This window comes from Chryseobacterium sp. MYb7, assembly GCF_002979455.1.
Lineage (GTDB): Bacteria > Bacteroidota > Bacteroidia > Flavobacteriales > Weeksellaceae > Chryseobacterium.
This window is the reverse complement of record NZ_PCOU01000033.1, coordinates 20,255-40,305: the sequence shown is the minus strand read 5'-3', so window position 1 is coordinate 40,305 and position 20,051 is coordinate 20,255. Positions and strand designations below refer to the sequence as shown.

Annotated in this window: 17 protein-coding genes; 6 read left to right on the top strand and 11 right to left on the bottom strand. The window is 35.8% G+C overall.

The window, feature by feature from the left end:
- The first annotated feature begins 80 nt into the window (after positions 1-80).
- Positions 81-2,174: an ATP-dependent DNA helicase RecG gene (gene recG / locus CQ046_RS20555; protein WP_262498058.1), complete on the top strand. Its 2,094-nt coding sequence runs from the start codon at positions 81-83 to the stop codon at positions 2,172-2,174.
- 609 nt (positions 2,175-2,783) lie between these two features.
- Here recG and CQ046_RS20550 read toward each other — a convergent pair.
- The 4 genes from CQ046_RS20550 to dapA form a co-directional block, all read right to left on the bottom strand.
- Positions 2,784-3,230 (bottom strand): response regulator, encoded by a 447-nt coding sequence (locus CQ046_RS20550; RefSeq protein ID WP_105704059.1) that lies wholly within the window; start codon positions 3,228-3,230, stop codon positions 2,784-2,786.
- A complete protein-coding gene (locus CQ046_RS20545; protein WP_105704058.1) occupies positions 3,223-3,804 on the bottom strand; it encodes a helix-turn-helix domain-containing protein in 582 nt (193 codons plus the stop codon). Before CQ046_RS20545 ends, CQ046_RS20550 begins: the two co-directional genes overlap by 8 nt.
- A gap of 285 nt (positions 3,805-4,089) precedes the next feature.
- Complete coding sequence (locus CQ046_RS20540; RefSeq protein WP_105704057.1) at positions 4,090-4,602, bottom strand: GNAT family N-acetyltransferase; 513 nt, start codon at positions 4,600-4,602, stop codon at positions 4,090-4,092.
- A gap of 202 nt (positions 4,603-4,804) precedes the next feature.
- Positions 4,805-5,677 (bottom strand): 4-hydroxy-tetrahydrodipicolinate synthase, encoded by an 873-nt coding sequence (gene dapA / locus CQ046_RS20535; RefSeq protein ID WP_105704056.1) that lies wholly within the window; start codon positions 5,675-5,677, stop codon positions 4,805-4,807.
- A 107-nt stretch (positions 5,678-5,784) separates the two neighbouring features.
- Between dapA and CQ046_RS20530 the strand changes: the two genes are divergently transcribed.
- Genes CQ046_RS20530 through recO form a run of 4 tightly spaced genes read left to right on the top strand, consistent with a single transcriptional unit; the run spans position 5,785 to position 10,440 of the window.
- Positions 5,785-6,546: a 5'-nucleotidase C-terminal domain-containing protein gene (locus CQ046_RS20530; RefSeq protein ID WP_105704055.1), complete on the top strand. Its 762-nt coding sequence runs from the start codon at positions 5,785-5,787 to the stop codon at positions 6,544-6,546.
- On the top strand, positions 6,546-7,496 hold the full coding sequence (locus CQ046_RS20525) for a bifunctional metallophosphatase/5'-nucleotidase (RefSeq protein ID WP_105704054.1): 951 nt from the start codon (positions 6,546-6,548) through the stop codon (positions 7,494-7,496). The genes CQ046_RS20530 and CQ046_RS20525 overlap by 1 nt, the downstream gene beginning before the upstream one ends.
- A gap of 1 nt (position 7,497) precedes the next feature.
- The gene (locus CQ046_RS20520) at positions 7,498-9,750 is read left to right on the top strand and encodes a hypothetical protein (protein ID WP_105704053.1); all 2,253 of its coding nucleotides are present in this window, start codon (positions 7,498-7,500) and stop codon (positions 9,748-9,750) included.
- A gap of 3 nt (positions 9,751-9,753) precedes the next feature.
- Positions 9,754-10,440 (top strand): DNA repair protein RecO, encoded by a 687-nt coding sequence (gene recO, locus CQ046_RS20515; RefSeq protein WP_105704052.1) that lies wholly within the window; start codon positions 9,754-9,756, stop codon positions 10,438-10,440.
- 14 nt (positions 10,441-10,454) lie between these two features.
- Here recO and CQ046_RS20510 read toward each other — a convergent pair whose 3' ends face one another.
- From CQ046_RS20510 to CQ046_RS20495, 4 genes are all read right to left on the bottom strand, one after another.
- The gene (locus tag CQ046_RS20510) at positions 10,455-13,124 is read right to left on the bottom strand and encodes an MGH1-like glycoside hydrolase domain-containing protein (RefSeq protein ID WP_105704051.1); all 2,670 of its coding nucleotides are present in this window, start codon (positions 13,122-13,124) and stop codon (positions 10,455-10,457) included.
- Positions 13,125-13,223: 99 nt separating this feature from the next.
- Positions 13,224-14,033 (bottom strand): glucose 1-dehydrogenase, encoded by an 810-nt coding sequence (locus CQ046_RS20505; RefSeq protein ID WP_105704050.1) that lies wholly within the window; start codon positions 14,031-14,033, stop codon positions 13,224-13,226.
- 73 nt (positions 14,034-14,106) lie between these two features.
- Positions 14,107-14,580 carry a GNAT family N-acetyltransferase gene (locus tag CQ046_RS20500; protein ID WP_228407006.1) on the bottom strand — a complete coding sequence of 158 codons (474 nt, stop codon included), beginning with the start codon at positions 14,578-14,580 and terminating at the stop codon, positions 14,107-14,109.
- A gap of 4 nt (positions 14,581-14,584) precedes the next feature.
- Positions 14,585-15,202, bottom strand: coding sequence for a DUF1684 domain-containing protein (locus CQ046_RS20495; protein WP_105704048.1), 618 nt, complete (start codon positions 15,200-15,202; stop codon positions 14,585-14,587).
- 131 nt (positions 15,203-15,333) lie between these two features.
- On the opposite strand from CQ046_RS20495, the gene CQ046_RS20490 reads away from it, so the two are divergent.
- Positions 15,334-16,914 carry a GMC family oxidoreductase N-terminal domain-containing protein gene (locus CQ046_RS20490; protein WP_105704047.1) on the top strand — a complete coding sequence of 527 codons (1,581 nt, stop codon included), beginning with the start codon at positions 15,334-15,336 and terminating at the stop codon, positions 16,912-16,914.
- A 2-nt stretch (positions 16,915-16,916) separates the two neighbouring features.
- Here CQ046_RS20490 and CQ046_RS20485 read toward each other — a convergent pair whose 3' ends face one another.
- From CQ046_RS20485 to mqo, 3 genes are all read right to left on the bottom strand, one after another.
- The gene (locus tag CQ046_RS20485) at positions 16,917-17,783 is read right to left on the bottom strand and encodes an AadS family aminoglycoside 6-adenylyltransferase (RefSeq protein ID WP_105704046.1); all 867 of its coding nucleotides are present in this window, start codon (positions 17,781-17,783) and stop codon (positions 16,917-16,919) included.
- 1 nt (position 17,784) lies between these two features.
- Positions 17,785-18,186 (bottom strand): hypothetical protein, encoded by a 402-nt coding sequence (locus tag CQ046_RS20480; protein ID WP_105704045.1) that lies wholly within the window; start codon positions 18,184-18,186, stop codon positions 17,785-17,787.
- Between the two features lie 67 nt (positions 18,187-18,253).
- Complete coding sequence (gene mqo, locus CQ046_RS20475) at positions 18,254-19,759, bottom strand: malate dehydrogenase (quinone) (protein ID WP_105704044.1); 1,506 nt, start codon at positions 19,757-19,759, stop codon at positions 18,254-18,256.
- Positions 19,760-20,051 lie beyond the last annotated feature (292 nt).

Here is a 20,051-nt window from a genome sequence, read left to right as displayed (position 1 = left end):
TTTTATTTTACCGAAATTCGAGCCTTTATTTCTTTTGACCTAAATAAGGCTCAAAAAATTCGAAAACTGCATCCCGATATCTGAAAATGAATCTCGAAACCTCCATAGAATATGTAAAAGGAATAGGCCCGGAAAGAGCCAAACTCATCAAAAGTGTGTTGGGCTTATCTACCGTAGAAGATCTACTGAACTTCTACCCTATCCGCTATCTGGATAAAAGTAAAATTTATACTGTTTCTCAGCTGAAGGAAGAGACCAGCCAGGAAATACAATTGAAGGGAAGAATCACTCACGTACAAGAAATACAGACCGGAAAGACCAAGAGATTATCTGCAAAATTCAATGATGAAACAGGCAGCATGGATCTGGTTTGGTTTCAATATTCCAAATGGCTGAAAGAGCAGCTTCCTATTAACAAAGAGGTTTATATTTTTGGGAAGATCAATGTTTTCAACCGTCAGTTTTCTATGGCTCATCCGGAAATAGAAGCTGAAGAAAATAAAGAGGGTGACACGCGCCTTAAGCCGATTTATCCAAGTTCTGAAAAACTAACGAAGAGAGGTTTAAATCAAAGATTTTTTCAGAATGCACTAAGAAACGTCTGTAAAGAGATTCCGAGTCTTATTGAAGAGAATTTTCCGGAATACCTGATGAAAACATTTAAATTCATGTCCAGGCAGCATGCTTTTCTGAATGTCCATTTTCCTAAAGATCAGGAACATTTTGATAAAGCAGATTACAGACTGAAATTTGAAGAATCATTCTTCTTTCAATTGGGGTATGGTTTGAAGAAACTCCATCACAAAACACAGTCGTATGGTAATCCTTTCTCTATTATCGGCGACCACTTCAATGATTTTTATGAAAATCATCTTCCTTTTGAGCTTACCAATGCGCAGAAAAGAGTATTAAAAGAAATTCGTCTGGATATGAAAAGACCCATTCAGATGAACAGACTTCTGCAGGGTGATGTAGGTTCCGGAAAAACGATGGTTGCCCTTCTTACCATGCTTATTGCGATGGACAACGGCTTCCAGAGCTGTTTGATGGCACCTACTGAAATTCTTGCCCAGCAGCACTATAACGGGATCAAAGAATTATTAGAAAAAGCAGGAATCAATATTCGTCTTCTAACCGGATCGACCAAAGCTGCGGAAAGAAGAATTATACATGAGGAACTTGAAAACGGTTCCCTTTCAATCTTGGTTGGAACCCATGCTGTTTTAGAAGATAAGGTCAAATTTAAAAATCTTGGATTAGCTATTATTGATGAGCAGCACAGGTTTGGAGTGGCTCAAAGAGCTAAACTTTGGGCTAAAAATAAAATTCCGCCGCATATTCTGGTGATGACCGCTACTCCCATTCCAAGGACGCTTGCAATGAGCTTTTATTCTGATCTGGACGTTTCTGTAATTGATGAAATGCCTGTAGGAAGAAAACCTATTATTACTGCTCATAGACGTGAAAAAGACAGATTGTATGTGTATAATTTCTGTAAAGATGAAATTAAAAAAGGCAGACAGGTCTATTTCGTATATCCTCTTATTGAGGAATCTGAAACGTTGGATTATAAAAATCTAATGGAAGGACTGGAACACGTTATGGAGTTTTTCTCAGATTATAACGTAACCATGCTGCATGGAAAGATGAAGCCTGACGAAAAAGATGCGGCTATGGCTTATTTTGCTTCCGGAAAAGCGGAAATTATGGTAGCAACTACAGTAATTGAAGTGGGAGTAAATGTTCCCAATGCTTCTGTCATGGTAATTGAAAGCTCGGAAAGATTTGGACTTTCACAGCTTCACCAGTTAAGAGGACGTGTAGGAAGAGGTGCAGAACAGAGCTATTGTATTCTGATGACTTCAGATAAAATGTCTAAGGAAAGCAGAACACGTATCAAGACAATGACTGAAACCAATGATGGTTTTAAAATTTCTGAAGTGGATATGCAGCTTCGCGGTCCGGGAGATATTCTGGGTACTCAGCAAAGTGGTGTGGTAGATTTTAAGAGATTGGATCTGATCAATGATTCAGCAATCATTAAAACTACGAAAAATACAGTAGAAAGAATTCTGGAAGCGGATCCAATGCTTTCCAGACCTGACAATCTGATTATTAAAAACTATTATATCAGATATTACAAAGGAAAAAATAAGTGGAGTAAAATATCATAAAAAAACCGCAGAAAACTTTCCTGCGGCCCCCTTATAAAACTGTTATTTAGAAGAAATTACTTTTGGTCTGTCCAAAAAAATCCATTTTAATAGTTATGGCTTAATATTTTGTGATGTGGTGTGAAAATATTTATATAACAATATAATAATGAGTCAAAACCATAACTATTAAAATAAATTATAAAAAAACAAAATGAATTATTTTTCCAACTTGCTTATTATAAAAACTAACTGTGTTTCGGTGGAGATGAGGGAATGAAACGAATAAAAATATCTCCAACTACTTTTGAGTTTTCATGATTGTACCGTTTTGTTTAAAGATCTTCTGTGCTTTAAAATTGGAAAATTATTATAATCCATTTTGTTTAACTAACATCGTGATTTATATAATTTTTTGTTTTTTAGAAACAATTACTTTTCATTCATTCGTATCTTCTACTATATAATGAAATTTGTGTCTGAGTTTACTTTTACAAATGTCAGTATATTAATTCAGATCCTTTTTATATTATTTTAATTATTAGTTATAAAATTATCACTTATTTGTGAATAGTATGCAATAAATATGATTTATGATTTATTAATATTAAATTAACAATCCTTTATTAATCAAACTTTTAGAATGAGATGATCTTTATTTAAGCCGGAAGTATGATACTGCCAATTGATCGTAATAACTTCTGTAAGTACCTTTTTGAAACTCTCAAAACATTCGCTTTTTTTCATAAAAATATGAGCTCCTTTTACAAAAATATCTTCTATTTCATTTTCCGAAATTGGTTCAGAAAAAATAGCAGTCACCATATTATTGAATTTTGAATGGGATCTAATTTCTTCAAGGCAATCCATGCTTTCTTTTCCAGAGATTGTATAGTTGATGAAAACAATTTCCGGAACTACTGCATCTTCATTATTCAGATATTCCATCAGGTCTCTCCCGTTGTTGAAGCATTGGACTTTTATAGAAATTTTCAGGTCTTTTAAAATATTTTTAAAAATAATCAAGGTGCTATCATCGTTATCTGCTACTATTACGTTCAGAAATTCTTTATTCATACTGCATTTTTGGATTTATTACCGCGCTTTGGGCTCTTCTTCGTTTGCCAATAATCTTTTGAAACTGAGAGGGTGTGATTCCTGTTGTATTTTTAAACTGGGTGCTCAAATGCGCCACACTGGAATAGTTCAGCTTATGTGCAATTTCTGTGAGGCTTTGTTTGTTTCGTATGATCAGAGCTTTTGCATGCTCTATTTTTTGCAGAATAATAAAATTCTCGATAGAAGTAAATGCAACTTCTGAAAACAGGTTGGAAAGGTATCCGTAGCTGTGATTCAATTTTTCAGAAATGTAAATAGATGCTTTTACAGGTATAATCTCATCAGAAAAGACCAATTCTACGATAGCATCTTTTATTTTCTGTACCAGTGCGGTTTTCTGGCTTTCTATGATTTCGATACCATAATCTTCCAGATTCTTTTTAAAAAGGTTGTGCTGTTCCTGAGTAAGGGGCTCATAGAACTCCACTTCACCGAAGTTCAGCAACCTGTACTTCAGTCCGTGTTCTTTAAGTTTCTCGTCCAATACCTTTTTGCAAAGGGCATTGAAATCAAATTTAACATACATTTTCATCCTAGTATTATATAAGCCAATATTATTTAGTAAATATAACAATTTATTTCATTTAAAAGTGAAATAGCTATTATTTTTTTATTTTGACATATATACGCAAAAACTCCTGTATCATTGAATACAGGAATTTAAACACTAAGGATGAAAAAAATATACTGATAAAAAGCTGTTCAGCTCAAAACCAAGCATATGAATGTATTGTTATAAGTGATTTGGTTCTGAAGCAAAGATGAATCAAAAACACACATCACTTGTTATAGAATTATAATTAAATGTTACAGAATTTTAAGTCAAATCAAAGTGAATTATATACTCCATTTGGTAGTCATCCATTACGAAACCATTCCCAATATCCAAAACCAATTCATTATATACTTTGAAATCCTGAGATTCATAGAATTTTTTTGCGTTATTATCTTTATTTACATTTAAAATAATTCTTTTGTCGTTGCTTTCGGAAAGTTTTGTTTTCAAGAAGTCAAGTGCCCCTTTGCCGAAGCCTTTTCCTTTACTTTCCGGAACAAGGTAAATTCTGTGAAGTTTTGTAGTTTCTTCTTCATAAGCATGCTCATAGCCGATAAAGCCTTCAAAAGATTCATTATTTTCATCAAAAATTAAATAATAATGATAATTGGGATTCTCCAGATGCTTTGAAATTTCATCATGAGAATACATTTCGTTCAACATATAATTAATCTGTTCATTGGAGATAATTCCTACATATGCACTCTCCCACGATCTTCTTGCCAAATTCTGGATCAAAGGAATATCCTTTTCTTTCGCTTCTATTAATTTCATTATTCTAATTTTAAACACAAAGTTTACAAAAATTCTTCCTGAATATTTTATTTTTTACTCTTACAGATGTTTTCTACTTCCCGATTATGGGAAAATAAAAAAGGTGAAAAGCGTTTAACTGTTCACCTTAATAAGTTTATAGTAAGATTAAAATGTTACTGAAAAATTTAGAATTTATTTCCAGAAACGTATTTAATCATTCTTAAATGTTTGCCATTTCAGCTTTAATCTTAGCATGAAGACCCTCTGAAGCTTTTACTAAAGGTAGTCTTAAGAAATTTTTAATGATTCCTTTTTCAGCCAGAATTACTTTAATTCCGCAAGGGTTTCCTTCTTCAAAAATAAGACGGGTAATATCTACCAGCTTATTGTGAATTTCATAGGCTTCTTTTACTTTACCTTCAAAAGCCAGCTGTACCATGGTAGAAAACTCTTTAGGATAAGCCTGCCCAATTACAGAAATCACTCCATCTCCACCTGCAAGAGTTACCGGTAATGTATATTCATCATCTCCTGAAACCAGAGAAAATCCTTCAGGCTTCTTTCTCAGAATATCAAAATATTGTAAAATATTAGGTGAAGCTTCTTTAATCAGGAATAAATTAGGAAATTCCTTTGCCAGACGAAGTGTCGTATCTGCTTCTACATTCTGTCCGGTTCTTGAAGGAACATTATAAATAATAATATTTTTCCCTGTAGAAGCTAATGCTTTATAGTGCTGATAAAGACCCTCCTGATTAGGTTTATTATAATATGGAGATACTGAAAGTACTGCTTCAAATGCTGAAAGATCTGCTTCTTCTATCTGTTTCTTGACGTCAAGAGTATCGTTACCGCCAATTCCTAAAACCAAAGGAAGACGTTTATTATTCACCTTAATGATATGCTCAATTACCTGTTTCTTTTCCTCTGCAGAAAGCGTTGCGGCTTCTGCCGTAGTTCCCAATACTACTAAATAATTGGTTCCGTTTTCAATATTGTATTCAACAAGTTTTGTTAAACTGTCGAAATCAACGGATAAATCTTCATTAAAGGGTGTTACCAATGCAACACCTACTCCTTTTAAAATGCTCATCTGTTAGAATTATTTTTGCCAAATTTAGTCATTTACACCAAGAATTTACAATAAATAATAATGTTTTATTATACATATAGTTATATTTGCATATACTAAAAGATATTATGAAAAATAAATTCTTATTACTAGGAATTGCCCTGATGTCCCTTGCAGCATGTAAAACGGCTTCTGCACCGCAGCAGCTTATGACTGTAAAGACTCAGAAAAACATTTCTATTAATAATGAGCTAAAAAATGAAGAGGAGTTTGTAAAATTTATTGAGCCCTATAAACAAAAACTGGATAAAGAAATGAACCAGAAGATCTCGCATACCAATGTAGATCTTACCAAACAGGGTGATAACAGCAATTTAGGAAATCTTTTAGCTGATTATACGTTTGAAGGAGGTAATGAATGGATAAAGACTCATCTTAAGCAAAACGTAGATGCTGCATTAATCAATATCGGAGGAATCCGTACTACTATTGGAAAGGGAGATATTTTACTCAAAAATGTATTTGAAGTAATGCCTTTCGAAAATGAGGTGGTTATTGTGAAAATGAAAGGAGCTGATGTACAGGGACTTTTTGAGTATTATGCAAAAACGCAGGTCAACAACCCAGTTTCTCACTTGTATATTGAGACCAAGAACGGACAGGTCATCAAATCATTAATCAATGGTAAAGAAGTGGATCCGGCTCAAGACTATTATATTGCCACTTCAGACTATCTTGCTCTGGGTGGAGACAATATGAAATTCTTTGCAAAAGGAGAATTAATAGCAACAGGGATTAAAATGAGAGATTTATTTATTGATTATTTTAAGAAAACCCCTGAAGTTGTGGTCAATTCTGATGTTCGTTTAAATTTTATCGGGAAGAAATAATGGATAGAAAAAGTTTTTTAAAAGCAATAGGCGGTGGATCTTTAGCAATGGCTTTAGCTCCCAATATGATGATGGCGGAAGAATTAAAAATTCTTAACTTAAAATCTGCAAATAAACTCACTATCCTTCATACTAATGATCAACACAGCAGAATAGAACCTTTCGATGCAAGCTATACAAGAAATCCTAATCAGGGAGGTTTTGCAAGAAGGGCAAGCTTAATTCAGCAAATCAGAAGTCAGGAAAGCAATGTACTGCTTCTTGATTCAGGAGATATTTTCCAGGGAACTCCTTATTTCAATTTCTTTGGAGGAGAACTGGAATTCAAATTAATGTCCATGATGAAGTATGATGCCTCTACCATGGGGAATCATGATTTCGACAACGGTCTTGACGGATTTTTAAAAGTACTTCCTAATGCAAAGTTTCCTTTTATCTGTTCCAATTATGATTTTAAAAACACTATCCTTGACGGGAAAACTTCCCCCTATAAGATATTCAACAAGAATGGAATCAAAGTAGGGATTTTCGGAGTAGGAATTCAGCTGGATGGCCTTGTAGGTAAAAAACAGTATGGAGAAACCGTTTATTCCAATCCGATAGATGTAGCACAGCATTATTCAAATTTCCTTAAAAAAGATCAGAAATGTGATCTTGTGATCTGTCTTTCACACATCGGTTACGATTATAAAGATGAACCGAATAAAATAAGTGATAAAATTTTAGCCGCCAGTACAGAAAATATTGATATGATCTTAGGCGGCCACACTCATACATTCTTACCGGAACCTCAATCCTATACCAACAGACAGGGCAAAAATGTACTGGTGAACCAAGTTGGATGGGCAGGACTTCTTTTGGGTAGAATAGATTTTTATTTTGATATAAACAAAAACGTACAGCATATTTCCTGGAACAACCAGGCAATAGACAGCAGCATAACCGCATAATATGAAAAAACTCTCTCTAATTTCTCTTGGTATTTTAGCCTCTCTTCAGCTTACAAAAGCGCAGGTCATTTCATCAAAAAAATGGGCAGATCTGTTTTCCTACAACAATGTTTTCGCTATGAAAGAAGACAATGGGAAAATTATTGCAGCCACAGAAAACGGAATATTCTATTATACAATTGCAACAGGAGAAATTACGAAGTTGTCCAAGGCCAATGGTCTGCATAATATTGGAATTACAGCTTTCGATTATAACCCACAGACTAAAATTGGGCTTATCGGTTATGAAGATGGCTCTATGGATGTCATCACACCACAGGAAATCAAATACATTGTTGATATCCCTATTGCTACAGGCTACAACGGTAATAAAAAGATCAACCATATTTCTATTACGGGAGATCAGGCTGTAATTTCTGTAGGTTACGGACTTTCCATTTTTAATCTAACCAATAAAGAATTCGGAGATTCTGCATTCTTCCTGACAGGTGGAGTATATCAAGCAAGTAATGAAGCTACTATTTTTGGGAATAAGGTATATTCTGTAACCAATACAGGATTAAAAAGCCATCAAATGAATACTACTTTTCCTGTGTATTCGACATGGACCACTGAAATTCCCGGAGCTTTTAAACATATAGATTCAGAATCTGAGCTCGTATTTTCCAATGCTACAGCTGCCTATACTTACAACAACGGTACACCAATACAGCTTCCTACTAATTTCGGAGATATACGTGATGTTGTTGTTACATCTAATACTATTATTGTTACAGACAACAGAGTTTATACCTATGGAATAAACGGAGTTTCTCAGAATGCAGTAAGTCTTGGTGAAGCTTGCAATACAGCGCTGACTGCTGGTGGAAAAATATTGGGAGGAACGGTACTGTCAGGGATAAAAGATGAAGGTAACAATACTTATAAACCATCGGGGCCTTATTTCAATATTGCTTATAACATCAATCTTTTTGATAACAATCAGATGCTTGTTTCTACTGGAGCACGGCTAGATAACTACAATTTCCCTGTTTTTAATCCAAAAAAACCGGGCTTTTATTATTTCAATGGTACAGAATGGATATATCCTTCTTATTTCAATAATAATCCGGACGATGTTAATGTATTGGATACTATCATAAATCCACTGAACAGTAACGAAGTTCTTTATACTAATTATACAATAAGTAAGAATGGGGTTTATAGAATGAAATATAATGCAGCAACTAAGGATTTTGAGTTGGTAAAATATTATAATCTTGGTGCACAGCCTTATTACAGACGTCCTGTTGGGCTTACTACAGATCCTCAAAATAACATTTTTGTATCTTTTGGATTTAATGATGGAAATCCTTCCGTAGGCATCTATGATAAAGCAGCAGATGATTTTGTTATTAAGAAAATTATTCTTGCCAGTGATGGTATACAGAAGTCTATTTTCTATGAAAATATGCTATGGACTCCACTGCCTAGATCTAATAACTTCTGGGTGTATGATTATAAAAGTGCTCTCAACCTTTCCGATGATTCAGATTATATTCTGGGTACGTCTAATGGATTCAACGGTTCAGGAGGAATCTTATCTGTAGCATTTGATAAATCCGGAGATGCATGGATAGGAACAGATGGAGGCTTAAGAATAATGCCTAATGCAGCCTCTGAAATAAAAAATTCACAACCCAAAGTAGAGCCTATAGTCATTGAACAAAACGGGCTGGGCGAAGAACTTTTCAGAGAATCTGCTATTCTTCAGATTGCCGTAGATGCAGGAGATTACAAATGGGTGTCTATTGACGGTGGTGGTGTATATTATCTTTCTTCTGACGGGCAAAAAACCATCAAGCATTTTACCAAAGAAAACTCACCTCTTCCTACCAACAGTGTCACAGACATCAAAATTGATAAGAAAACCGGTAAAGTATATTTTGTAACTTATAATGGTATTGTAACTTATCAAGGTGATGTTGCTGATGTAACGTCTAATTTTGGTGATGTTGTGGTATATCCTAACCCTGTTGTTTATTCCAATTTCAAAGGGAAAGTAACCATTAAAGGTCTTGCAGAAAAAACCAATATAAGAATTGTAGACGCTGCAGGAAATGTAGTACATTCTGCAGTAGCACGAGGAGGTTATTATGAATGGGATCTTAATAATCAAAAAGGAACAAGAGTAGCATCAGGGATTTATTTTGTTTTGATGACTAATGAAGACGGATCTGACAAAGCTACAGCCAAAATAGGAGTAGTCAATTAATTAATGAATTCACAAAACGGTTTTTTACTTTCATTTATCAAATATGGAGAAAATGATGCTGTACTGCATTGTTTTACAGAAGAAGAGGGTTTTCAAAGCTATTTTCTGAAAGGAATCTATGCTAAAAAGAACAAAAAGAAAGCCCTGTTGCAGCCACTAAGCCAGCTTAATTTTTCTGTAAATCCATCAAGGGGTAATGGTATTGCAACTGTTTCAAAATTTGAATTGGTAAAGAATAATGACATCTATACCGATATAAAAGTCAATACTGTTATTTTCTTTATCTCAGATTTCCTGAGCAATATTCTTAAATATGAGAATAAGAATATTCCCATTTATTCCGGCATTGATCACTTTATCAATGAGTTGACCAAAAAAAATTATCAGGCTCACCTTCTGTTTTTACTGGCTTTTTTAAAAATTCAGGGCGTTGCTCCCCTGCTGAGTGAAGGTAGATTTTTAGATCCGGAAACCGGAACTTTCTCCCTTGGAATCTGTCATCAGCTTTTCAATGAAGAAATATCTACACTATGGAAAGAAGCGCTATGTGCAGAAGATTTTTATGCAACAAAGATCCATTCTTCCTTAAGAAAAGATTTCCTGGACAGCCTTTTGGTGTATTATCATTATCACATCACAGATTTCAAAACTCCGACATCATTAGAAATTATTCAGCAGATATTTGAATAAAATAAATTTGTTTTTTACTTCTCTTTTGTCTTTTTAACATCATCCGGCATTTCAGTTTCAGATTCTGCTATTTCTTTCTTGGAAAATCTAGGCTGCAGGATTTTTGCAATAAGTCCCGTCCACCCTGTTTGATGGGAAGCTCCTACTCCACGGCCATTATCTCCGTGGAAATATTCATAGAAGAGTACATAATCTTTAAAATCCGGATCGGTCTGAAATCTTTCATACTGTCCATGAACGGGTCTTTTCCCATTTTCATCTTTTAAAAATATCTTTGCTAGCCTTTTGTTTAAAGCATCTGCAATCTGATCAAGGTTTGAATAATTTCCACTTCCTGTAGGATATTCCACCAAAAAATCAGGGCTGTAATAGAAGAAAAATCGCTGCAGACTGTCTATAATAAGGAAATTTATTGGAAACCAAACGGGACCGCGCCAGTTGCTGTTTCCTCCGAAAAGTCCGCTGTCACTTTCTGCAGGGGTATATTTTACACTGTAATTCGTATCATTCAAAGTTAATGTATAAGGATTACTTTCGTATTCTTTTGATAAAGCTCGCACTCCATACTCACTTAAAAACTCATCCGGGTTCAGCATTCTGCTTAAAAGCCTTTTTAAACGATGTCCCCGAAGCAGAGACAAAAGGTGTTTGGAATCCTGACCTTTAACTTCCCATCTTGAAACCAGAGAAGCAAGCTCAGGTTTGTTATCCAGTACCCATTTCATTCTTTTCTTGAAATTGGGAAGATTTTCAATCATTTCATCATCAATCACCTCAACGGCAAACATCGGGATCAACCCAACAATCGTTCTTAACTTCAAATACATATGACTTCCATCACTGGAAGCTATGGCATCGTAGAAAAATTCGTCCTGCTCATCCCAAAGACTGAAGTTTTCATCACCCATATTATCCAATGAATGGGCAATTGATAAGAAATGTTCAAAAAATTTCATCGCCATTTCTTCATACACTTTGTTGTAAAGTGCCAGTTCCAGGGCAATTCTCATCATATTCAAGGCAAACATGGCCATCCAGCTCGTCCCATCCGACTGCTCCAGCTGTTCTCCGTTCGGTAAAACGGAATTTCGGTCAAAAACACCAATATTATCAAGTCCTAAAAATCCTCCTTCAAAGATATTATTACCATTAAGATCCTTTTTATTAACCCACCAGGTGAAATTCATCAATAGCTTCTGGAAAGCACTTTCCAAAAACTCCAGATCGGGTTTATCTTTTAAATATTCATCAATTTTAAATACCCTGAAAACAGCCCATGCATGCACAGGAGGATTCACATCGCTGAAATCCCATTCGTACGCGGGAAGCTGTCCGTTAGGGTGCATATACCATTCAAACAGGAAAAGTTTTAATTGATGCTTTGCAAAATCAGGATCTATCAGGGAAAAACTGATGGTATGAAATGCGAGATCCCAGGTGGCATACCATGGATATTCCCATTTATCCGGCATGGAAATAATATGTTCATTATTAAGATGCTTCCAGTCGTAGTTTCTTATTTTTTCACGGGACTTTGGCGGAGGCATTTCTGACGGATCTCCTTTCAGCCATTTTTCTACATTGTAATGGTAATACATTTTGTTCCAGAGCATTCCAGCAAAAGCCTGTCTTTGTACCAACTTTTCATCTTCCGAAGAAATTCCTTTCTGGATATCAGCATAAAATTCATCTGCTTCTTTCTGCCTTTGTTCAAAAAGTGTGTCAAAATCTTTAAATGGTTCTCTTAGATCCTTATCTGAAAGTCTGAATTCAAATGTTTTAGATTCGCCGGCCTTAAAATCTTCATCAATAAAGAAAGAAGCTTTGGTTCCTATATTTTGTGGATTCACGAACTGAGAATTTCCCGTCACTACAAAATTATTGATCCCGTCTTTACAGTATTTTGACTCATTGGAAAACCGGTAGAGCCTTTCATTATTGGTTTCATTATTACAAAACAGCGTCTTTAAAGATTGTTTTGCATACACATTTTTAATCTCAATATCCTGATGATTCACATGAATACGATCAGCATCTTCAGCGTGCAGCTGGGGTTTATAATCATCATATCCCCAGTTCCAGGTATTTCTGAACCAAAGAGTTGGCAATAGTAAAAGAGGAGCTTCTTTTTCAGATTTGTTGATAATTGTTAGTCTGACCAAAATATCATTCTGGCTCTCTTTTGTATATTCGATAAAGATGTCAAAATATTCATTGTGATCAAAAATACCAGTATCAATCAGCTCATATTCTGTTTCATCTTTACCTCTTGCAGCATTTGTTTTGATAAGATCTTCGTAGGGAAAAGCATTCTGAGGATATTTATACAGCATTTTCATATAGGAATGCGTAGGGGTAGAATCCAGATAATAGAAATATTCTTTTACATCTTCCCCATGATTCCCTTGTCCATTCGTCAAACCAAAGAACCGCTCTTTCACCATTTTATCTTTCTTATTCCAGAATCCCACAGAGAATACAAGTTTCTGAAGATCATCACAAATTCCGCATATTCCTTCTTCACCCCAACGGTATGTTTTAGCTTCTGCAGTATCATGATTGGTATAATTCCAGGCATCTCCGTTTTCACTGTAATCTTCACGAACAAGTCCCCATTCGCGGTTACTTACATAAGGACCCCATTTTTTCCATGACACATCTGAAATTCTCTGTTTTTCCGACATAAACGATAATTATAAGTAATGAATAATGAGCAATGAGTAATATTTGATACTGTTTAAAGTGATGAGGAAAACCTAAAACTTGAACTTTAAACTACTCCCCTATCCTCCCGTAGAAAAACTCTCAAACGTAGTCATTCCACCATCAACGAAAATACTTGTCCCCGTGATATAATCTGCAAGGTCACTGGCTAGAAAAGCCGCTAAATTTCCAATATCCTTCGGCTGTCCGATTCTGTTATAAGGAATAAGAGTAAGAAGAGAATTGAGTGCTTCCGGAGTACTCCATGCATTTTGATTGATAGGAGTCTGAATGGCTCCCGGACAAATTGAATTCACACGGATTTTGTTTGCACCATATTCCTGTGCAAGAGTCTGCATCAACATTCTGATTGCCCCTTTACTGGAAGCATAATTTGCATGTCCCGCCCAAGGAATAATTTCGTGTACTGAACTGATATGAATGATTTTCCCACAGGCAATAGAACGTGAGGGATCTATTCCGCGTCGTAGAAATTCTTTAATCGCTTCCCTGGCACATAGAAACTGCCCCGTCAGATTCACTCCTATGACAGCATTCCACTGATCCATAGTCATTTCGGTAAATTTTGAATCTTTTTGAATTCCTGCATTATTAATCAGGATATCTACGGTCTGATATTCAGCAACTACATCCTGAAACATCTTAACTACCTGATCCTCTTTGGAAACATCACACTGATAAGTCATTCCTTTTCCTCCGGCATCGGTAATTTCTTTTAAAACAGCTTTAGCTTCTTCCAGAGATCTTTCTGAAGAGTGATTCACAATAACCGTTGCTCCTGCTGACGCTAATGATTTTGCAATTCCGGATCCGATTCCGCTGGAAGCTCCTGTGACTACGGCTACCTGATTTTTAAGTGATATTTCCATCTTTTGTAGTTTGTTGTTACTCAAATTTATGGAAAGTTATCAGCAGATAAAAAATTATAACTCTTAAAGTTTATTAAAGTTTTTTGTACATCAGATATTGAGGTCCGCTTCTTCCGTTTCTGGTTTTGCCATCGTAAATATATCCTGCCTGAAGATAAATATGGTAAGCAGATTCATTTTTCTGGTTGACTGCAAGTACAATTTCATTGCAGGTATTGAAATGATCTTTGACAAAATCACTCACCTCCATCATAGCCGCTTTTCCAATTCCTTTTCCCTGCATCTGAGGGTTCACAGATAGAGAACGTACTAAAACTGAGTTCTCATTATCGGTAAGCTCCAATTTATCTTTTCCAAAATCTAGTACAAAAAATCCAACTGGTGTATCATTTTCAAATATGGTTATCGGAAATGCGTCATCGTCATCCCGTTCGCTGATGTTTTGCAAAGCCTGCAGTGCAGTTGCTGTGAACCTCATTTGGTTTCCATCCAAAGTATAACTTACCCCGGAGAGATCCTCCTGTTTAAATAATTCTAAATGTATCATAGTATTAGTGATGGTAGATATCTTCATACATTACCCCGGCACGGATTTCCACAGGAAGCTTATTTTCTTCTGGAACAACAGGGCAATTGTAATCATAAGCGTTATAAGCACAGAAAGGATGATAAGATTGATTAAAATCAAGCAAAATGGTATTTCCTTTCGGAATTTTAAGATCCATGTACTTACCTCCTCCATAGGTTTCCTTTTCATTAGTCGCATCACGGAACGGAAGGAAAAGGTAGTCTTTGTATTTTTCCTGTTTGATCAAAGCAAGACTTTGGTACAATGTTACCGTGTAAGGTTTACCCTCCAATGTAAAGGTTGCTTTTCCGTATTCCTGATACGTTTTTGTCTTCCCTGAAGAGGTAGGAAGTTCAAAAGCCTGGGTATCTTTTGATTTAACAAATTTTGCAGTTACTCTATATTTAGCATCAAAAGGAAAGAAAGGATGTTGTTTAAAGTTTTTAAAATTATCTCCTCTTAATGGAGTTTCCTTTGGATTGAGATATTCAGCATTCAGTTCTTTCTGAAATTTCTGTACCTCTTTTTCTTCCTTTGACATCTTTTTCTGAGAAAAAAACCATAATGGAAGGAGTAAAAAGAGGAGTATATATTTTTTCATGAGTTTAAAATTATAAGTAAAACTATGAATTTTCGAAACAACAAAAGTTAAAATTGTAATAAAAAAATATAATCTGTAATAAATAAAATAAGCACCCGAAAATCTAGCATACTTTTTGAAAATCAAAGGTCATGGACAGAAAAAATTTCATTAAGATCAGTACATTGGCGATATCCGGCTTTTATTTTCTCCAATCCGGGTTATTCCATGTTGCAGAAAGAAAAAACAGCAATATAAAAGAAAACCTCGATGTTCCGATTATCATTGTTGGAAGCGGATATGGAGGTGCTGTATCTGCACTGCGTCTTTGTGAAGCCGGAAAAAAAGTGGTACTGCTTGAGATGGGGCTTAATTGGGAAAAATCAGGAATTCCCTATTCCAATCTGCTGAAACCGGGGGAAAGTTCTGCATGGCTGAAAAAGAAAAGTATAGCTCCTTTTATGAATATTTTTTCTCTGGCTCCTTTTACCGGAGCACTGGATCGTCTGGATTTTGATCATATCAAGATCTGGGTAGGAAGAGGTGTAGGAGGTGGTTCTCTGGTAAATGGCGGGATGGCCGTTACTCCCAAAGAAAGTTATTTCAAAGAGGTTTTCCCTCATCTTGATGCTGAAAAGTTTTACAATCATTATTTCCCTCTGGTACAGGAAGAGCTCAAAGTAAATGTGATTGATGAACAGTTTCTGAAAGACTGTTCTTATTATAAATTCACACGGGTGGGTGAAGAAGAGGCTCACAAAGCTGGTTTTAAAACGATGAGAGTTCCTAACGTGTATGATTTTAAGTATATGGAAAAAGAATTCCGTAATGAAGTTCCACGCTCTGCTCTTAATACAGAAGTGATCTATGGAAATAATTATGGGAAAAACAGTCTGGATAAAACGTATCTCAAAAAAGCGATGGAAACGGGAAATTTAGAAATCCTTGACCTTCATTGTGTCCAGACCATTCAATTGAATAATGACAAAAGCTATACTTTACATGTTCAGCAGATTGATACTTCCGGAGCTTTAATTGCCGACAAAGTTTTCACCTGTAAAAAGCTGATTCTTTCTGCAGGAACAATGGGCACTTTACAGCTTCTGTTGCAATCTCAGGCGGTGAACAATCTTCCTGTTCATGAAAAGGTTGGAAAAAACTGGGGGAACAATGGAAATTTCATGACCGGAAGAAACTGGGTTAAGCCTTTATCTGGTGGTACAGGAGCTAAGCAATCAACGATTCCCGTGGGAGGAATTGATAATTGGGATGATCCTGAACATCCGTTTTTCACAGAAATTGCCCCATTGCCTATGGGTATGGATGTTGCTACCGCTTTGTACCTGCTGATCAACAGAGTTGAGAAAAAAGGTGAAGTAGCTTACCATAAAGCCAGCCAATCTCTTACACTGAATTGGGACGAAAGTAATACGGTCAAAATGAAAGAAAATGCCCAATATTTTATTCAGAAAATGAATAAAGCTAATGGCGGTACCAGAAGTCATTTGCTTTTCAATAATGGTTTTGGAGCAGATATTTGTTATCACCCGCTTGGAGGGTGTGTCCTTGGTGAAGCCACCAACGAATATGGAAAACTAAAGAATCATGACAATTTATTTGTTCTGGATGGATCATTAATTCCGGGAACTATTGGAGTAAATCCATTTGTAACCATTACGGCCATTGCGGAATACTGTATCGAAAATCTGATTAAACAGAATGAATTTGTATGAAATTAAGACATCGTATGTACTTCCTTAAGGTAATTTCTGATATCATCCTCTAGCTTTACCGGATAGATAAAATGAAGTTTTTCTGCCAATGAAGTACCTAGCTCATGTACCAGATCTGCAAAGACAAACAAGGCTTTCCAGTTTTCTTCAATATCACTTCCTGAAAATGTGCTTTCCATCCTACTCCAAAGATCATCGGGCAGATATTTTTTGAAAAGTCTTCCGTGTTTATTGGTTGTAACATTATTCCATTCCTGATTTCCGGCAATATACCATTCAATCAAAGGGACAAGATAGTCTGTACGCAGAATATTTTCAGACATGAATTTAGCATAAAAAACATCTCCACGTTTCAGACATTTTGCAACATACGTTGTATCCCACCAAAAGTCATTCACCAACTGCTGAAATTCTTTTTCCGTGGGCTTCTGAATCATGATTGACTGGTAAGTTGGAGGTTTTAGATTTTTGGTCAAATTATCTTTATCCAGTAAAACTTTATAACCTACATCCCAATCTTCGGGAAGGTTTTCTTCATTGATTTCTTCAATAAACTCTGACACCTGATAAAGTTTAAAATCAACCTTCACATGATCTTTGTACAACACCATTTTCATAGCATGCTTTCCTTCAAAAACGCTGTCATCTTCTTCAATCATGGAAATAGGATCTCCAAAAAGACCGATCCATTCATTTCCCAATTCATAAGATGCCCTGTTTTCAAAAACAAGTTCTACATCAAGATCACTAAAATCATCCACAGGAGCGTAAGGGTTTACCAGTGAACTGGTCAGGAGAACTGCACGGATATCAGGATTTTTTTCAGCCCAATGAATAATCTGTTCCAGTTTTTCGTCCCTCACTTTCATATTAATAAGATTCTGATATTTTCACACGATACACATCAGAGGAATTTCTCTTGATTGATTCTACAAAAAAGCCTCCTTCTTCGGGGATAACTTCTTTCAAATCAAAACTTTTGCAATCTTTTGGAAGACCGGAAAATATAAGGGTAAACCAAAAGTCTTTCATAAAGGGAACCGGTGTCCAGTATGGGGAAATTGAAATATTTTCCACATGAATCATTTTGCTTCTATGCTCAGACTGGTTGTCAAAAAGATAGGTTGAATGCCAGATCCTGATCAGGTTTCCTAAAAACGGTGATGCCGGAAAACAACAGTGTACAATAACCTGCTTCTCCTCTTCTATTTTAGTCTGAAGAGATTCCAGGATTTCTTTTGCAATTACTGGTTTTACAATTACTTCTTCCACCTTTTTATGAGTAATAAGTAATGAGCAATGAGTGATAGCAGCTATCACTCATTGCTCATTATTAATGTTAATATTCTAATTCTAATTTCTCTTTTGTATAATTCCTAACCTCATGGGTCAATTCAGGATTTTCAGCCAGTTTTTGTCCATAAGAAGGAACCATTTCAAGCAGTTTTCCTTTCCATTCTCCATGCAGTTTTTCCGGGAAACATTTTTCCAGCACATTCAACATGGCATATACTGCTGTAGAGGCTCCCGGTGAAGCTCCTAACAGAGAGGCAATTGTTCCACTTTTGTTCACCACCACTTCAGTTCCGAATTCCAACTTACCCCCTTCTTTTTCATCTTTTTTAATGATCTGAACTCTCTGTCCTGCTACTTTCAATTCCCAGTCTTCTTCTTTGGCATCTTTGATAAACTCTCTCAAATGCTGCATTCTCTGAGATTTCGTCATCGCAACCTGCTGGATCAGATACTTCGTCAGTGGAATATTATGCCACCATGCTCCGAAAAGTGATTTTAAGTTTTTCGTATTTACACTTTCCGGAAGGTCCAGATAACTTCCTTCTCTTAAAAATTTTGTTGAAAATCCTGCAAAAGGTCCGAAAAGTAGTGCTTTTTTCCCATCAATAATTCTCAGGTCAAGGTGTGGAACAGACATTGGTGGAGCATCTACTGTAGCCTGTGTATATACTTTAGCATGGTGTTTTTCTACCAGCTCCTGGTTATGACTTACCAGCCACTGTCCTGAAACCGGGAAACCTCCGTATCCTTCACTTTCTTTAATATCGGAACTGTCCAATAATGGAAGAGCATACCCTCCAGCGCCGATAAATACAAAATCTGCTACCACTTCCTGTTTGTGGCTATGAATTCTGTCTTTTACCTTCATTTCCCATTTACCGCTTTCTCTTGGGCTGATATCCTTCACTTCATGGTATAAAAATACCTCAACATTGGAATCTTCCAGAAGGTGTCTTCCCATTTTTCTTGTCAATGTTCCGAAGTTCACATCCGTACCCATATCCATTTTCGTTGCGGCCATTACTTCAGACTGATTTCTTTTACTCATTACCAACGGAATCCATTCTTTCAGTTTTTCGTGATCCGTAGCAAACTCCATTCCTGAGAAAAGCACAGATTCTGACATTTTATCATGACGTTTTCTAAGATACTCAGCATCTTTTTCTCCAAATACCAGACTCATATGCGCACAAGAATTGATAAATTCTTTTGGCTCATGAATATATCCTTTGGTAATCAGGTAAGACCAGAATTGTTTTGAAATTTCAAACTGTTCTGCAATACTTTCTGCCTTGGTGATATCAATAGATCCATCCGGTTTCTCCGGTGTATAATTTAGCTCACAAAAAGCAGAGTGCCCTGTTCCGGCGTTGTTCCAGGCCGCTGTACTTTCTTTGGCAAACCTTCCGAGTCTTTCGAAGATAGCGATTTCAAGATTTGGATCAAATTCATGAAGAAGCGTTGCTAAAGTGGCGCTCATGATTCCGCCCCCTATCAGTACAACGTCGTATTTAGGTTTCGGTGTTCTGCTTGTAAGCGATTGTGACATAATTTTAAAATTTTACTTCAAATTTCGTGAAAAGTTTTAAAAACCGGAACGCGTTTAACGATTTTAACACGTTATTTTTTGTGTCAAAAACACTTCTTTAGCACACAACAAAAAGCCATGGAAAATTTCAATAAACAATCATCGAAATGATTGATAATATCACGATTTACATTAAAATAAAATTAAATTTTCATTTTTTTAATTCACCATTAGGTAAATAATTCAACCATCTTTTTCCTTCAAAATCCGGCAAAAAGAATGGCAGCGCACGCTTATTTCCGGAAGTGAACCT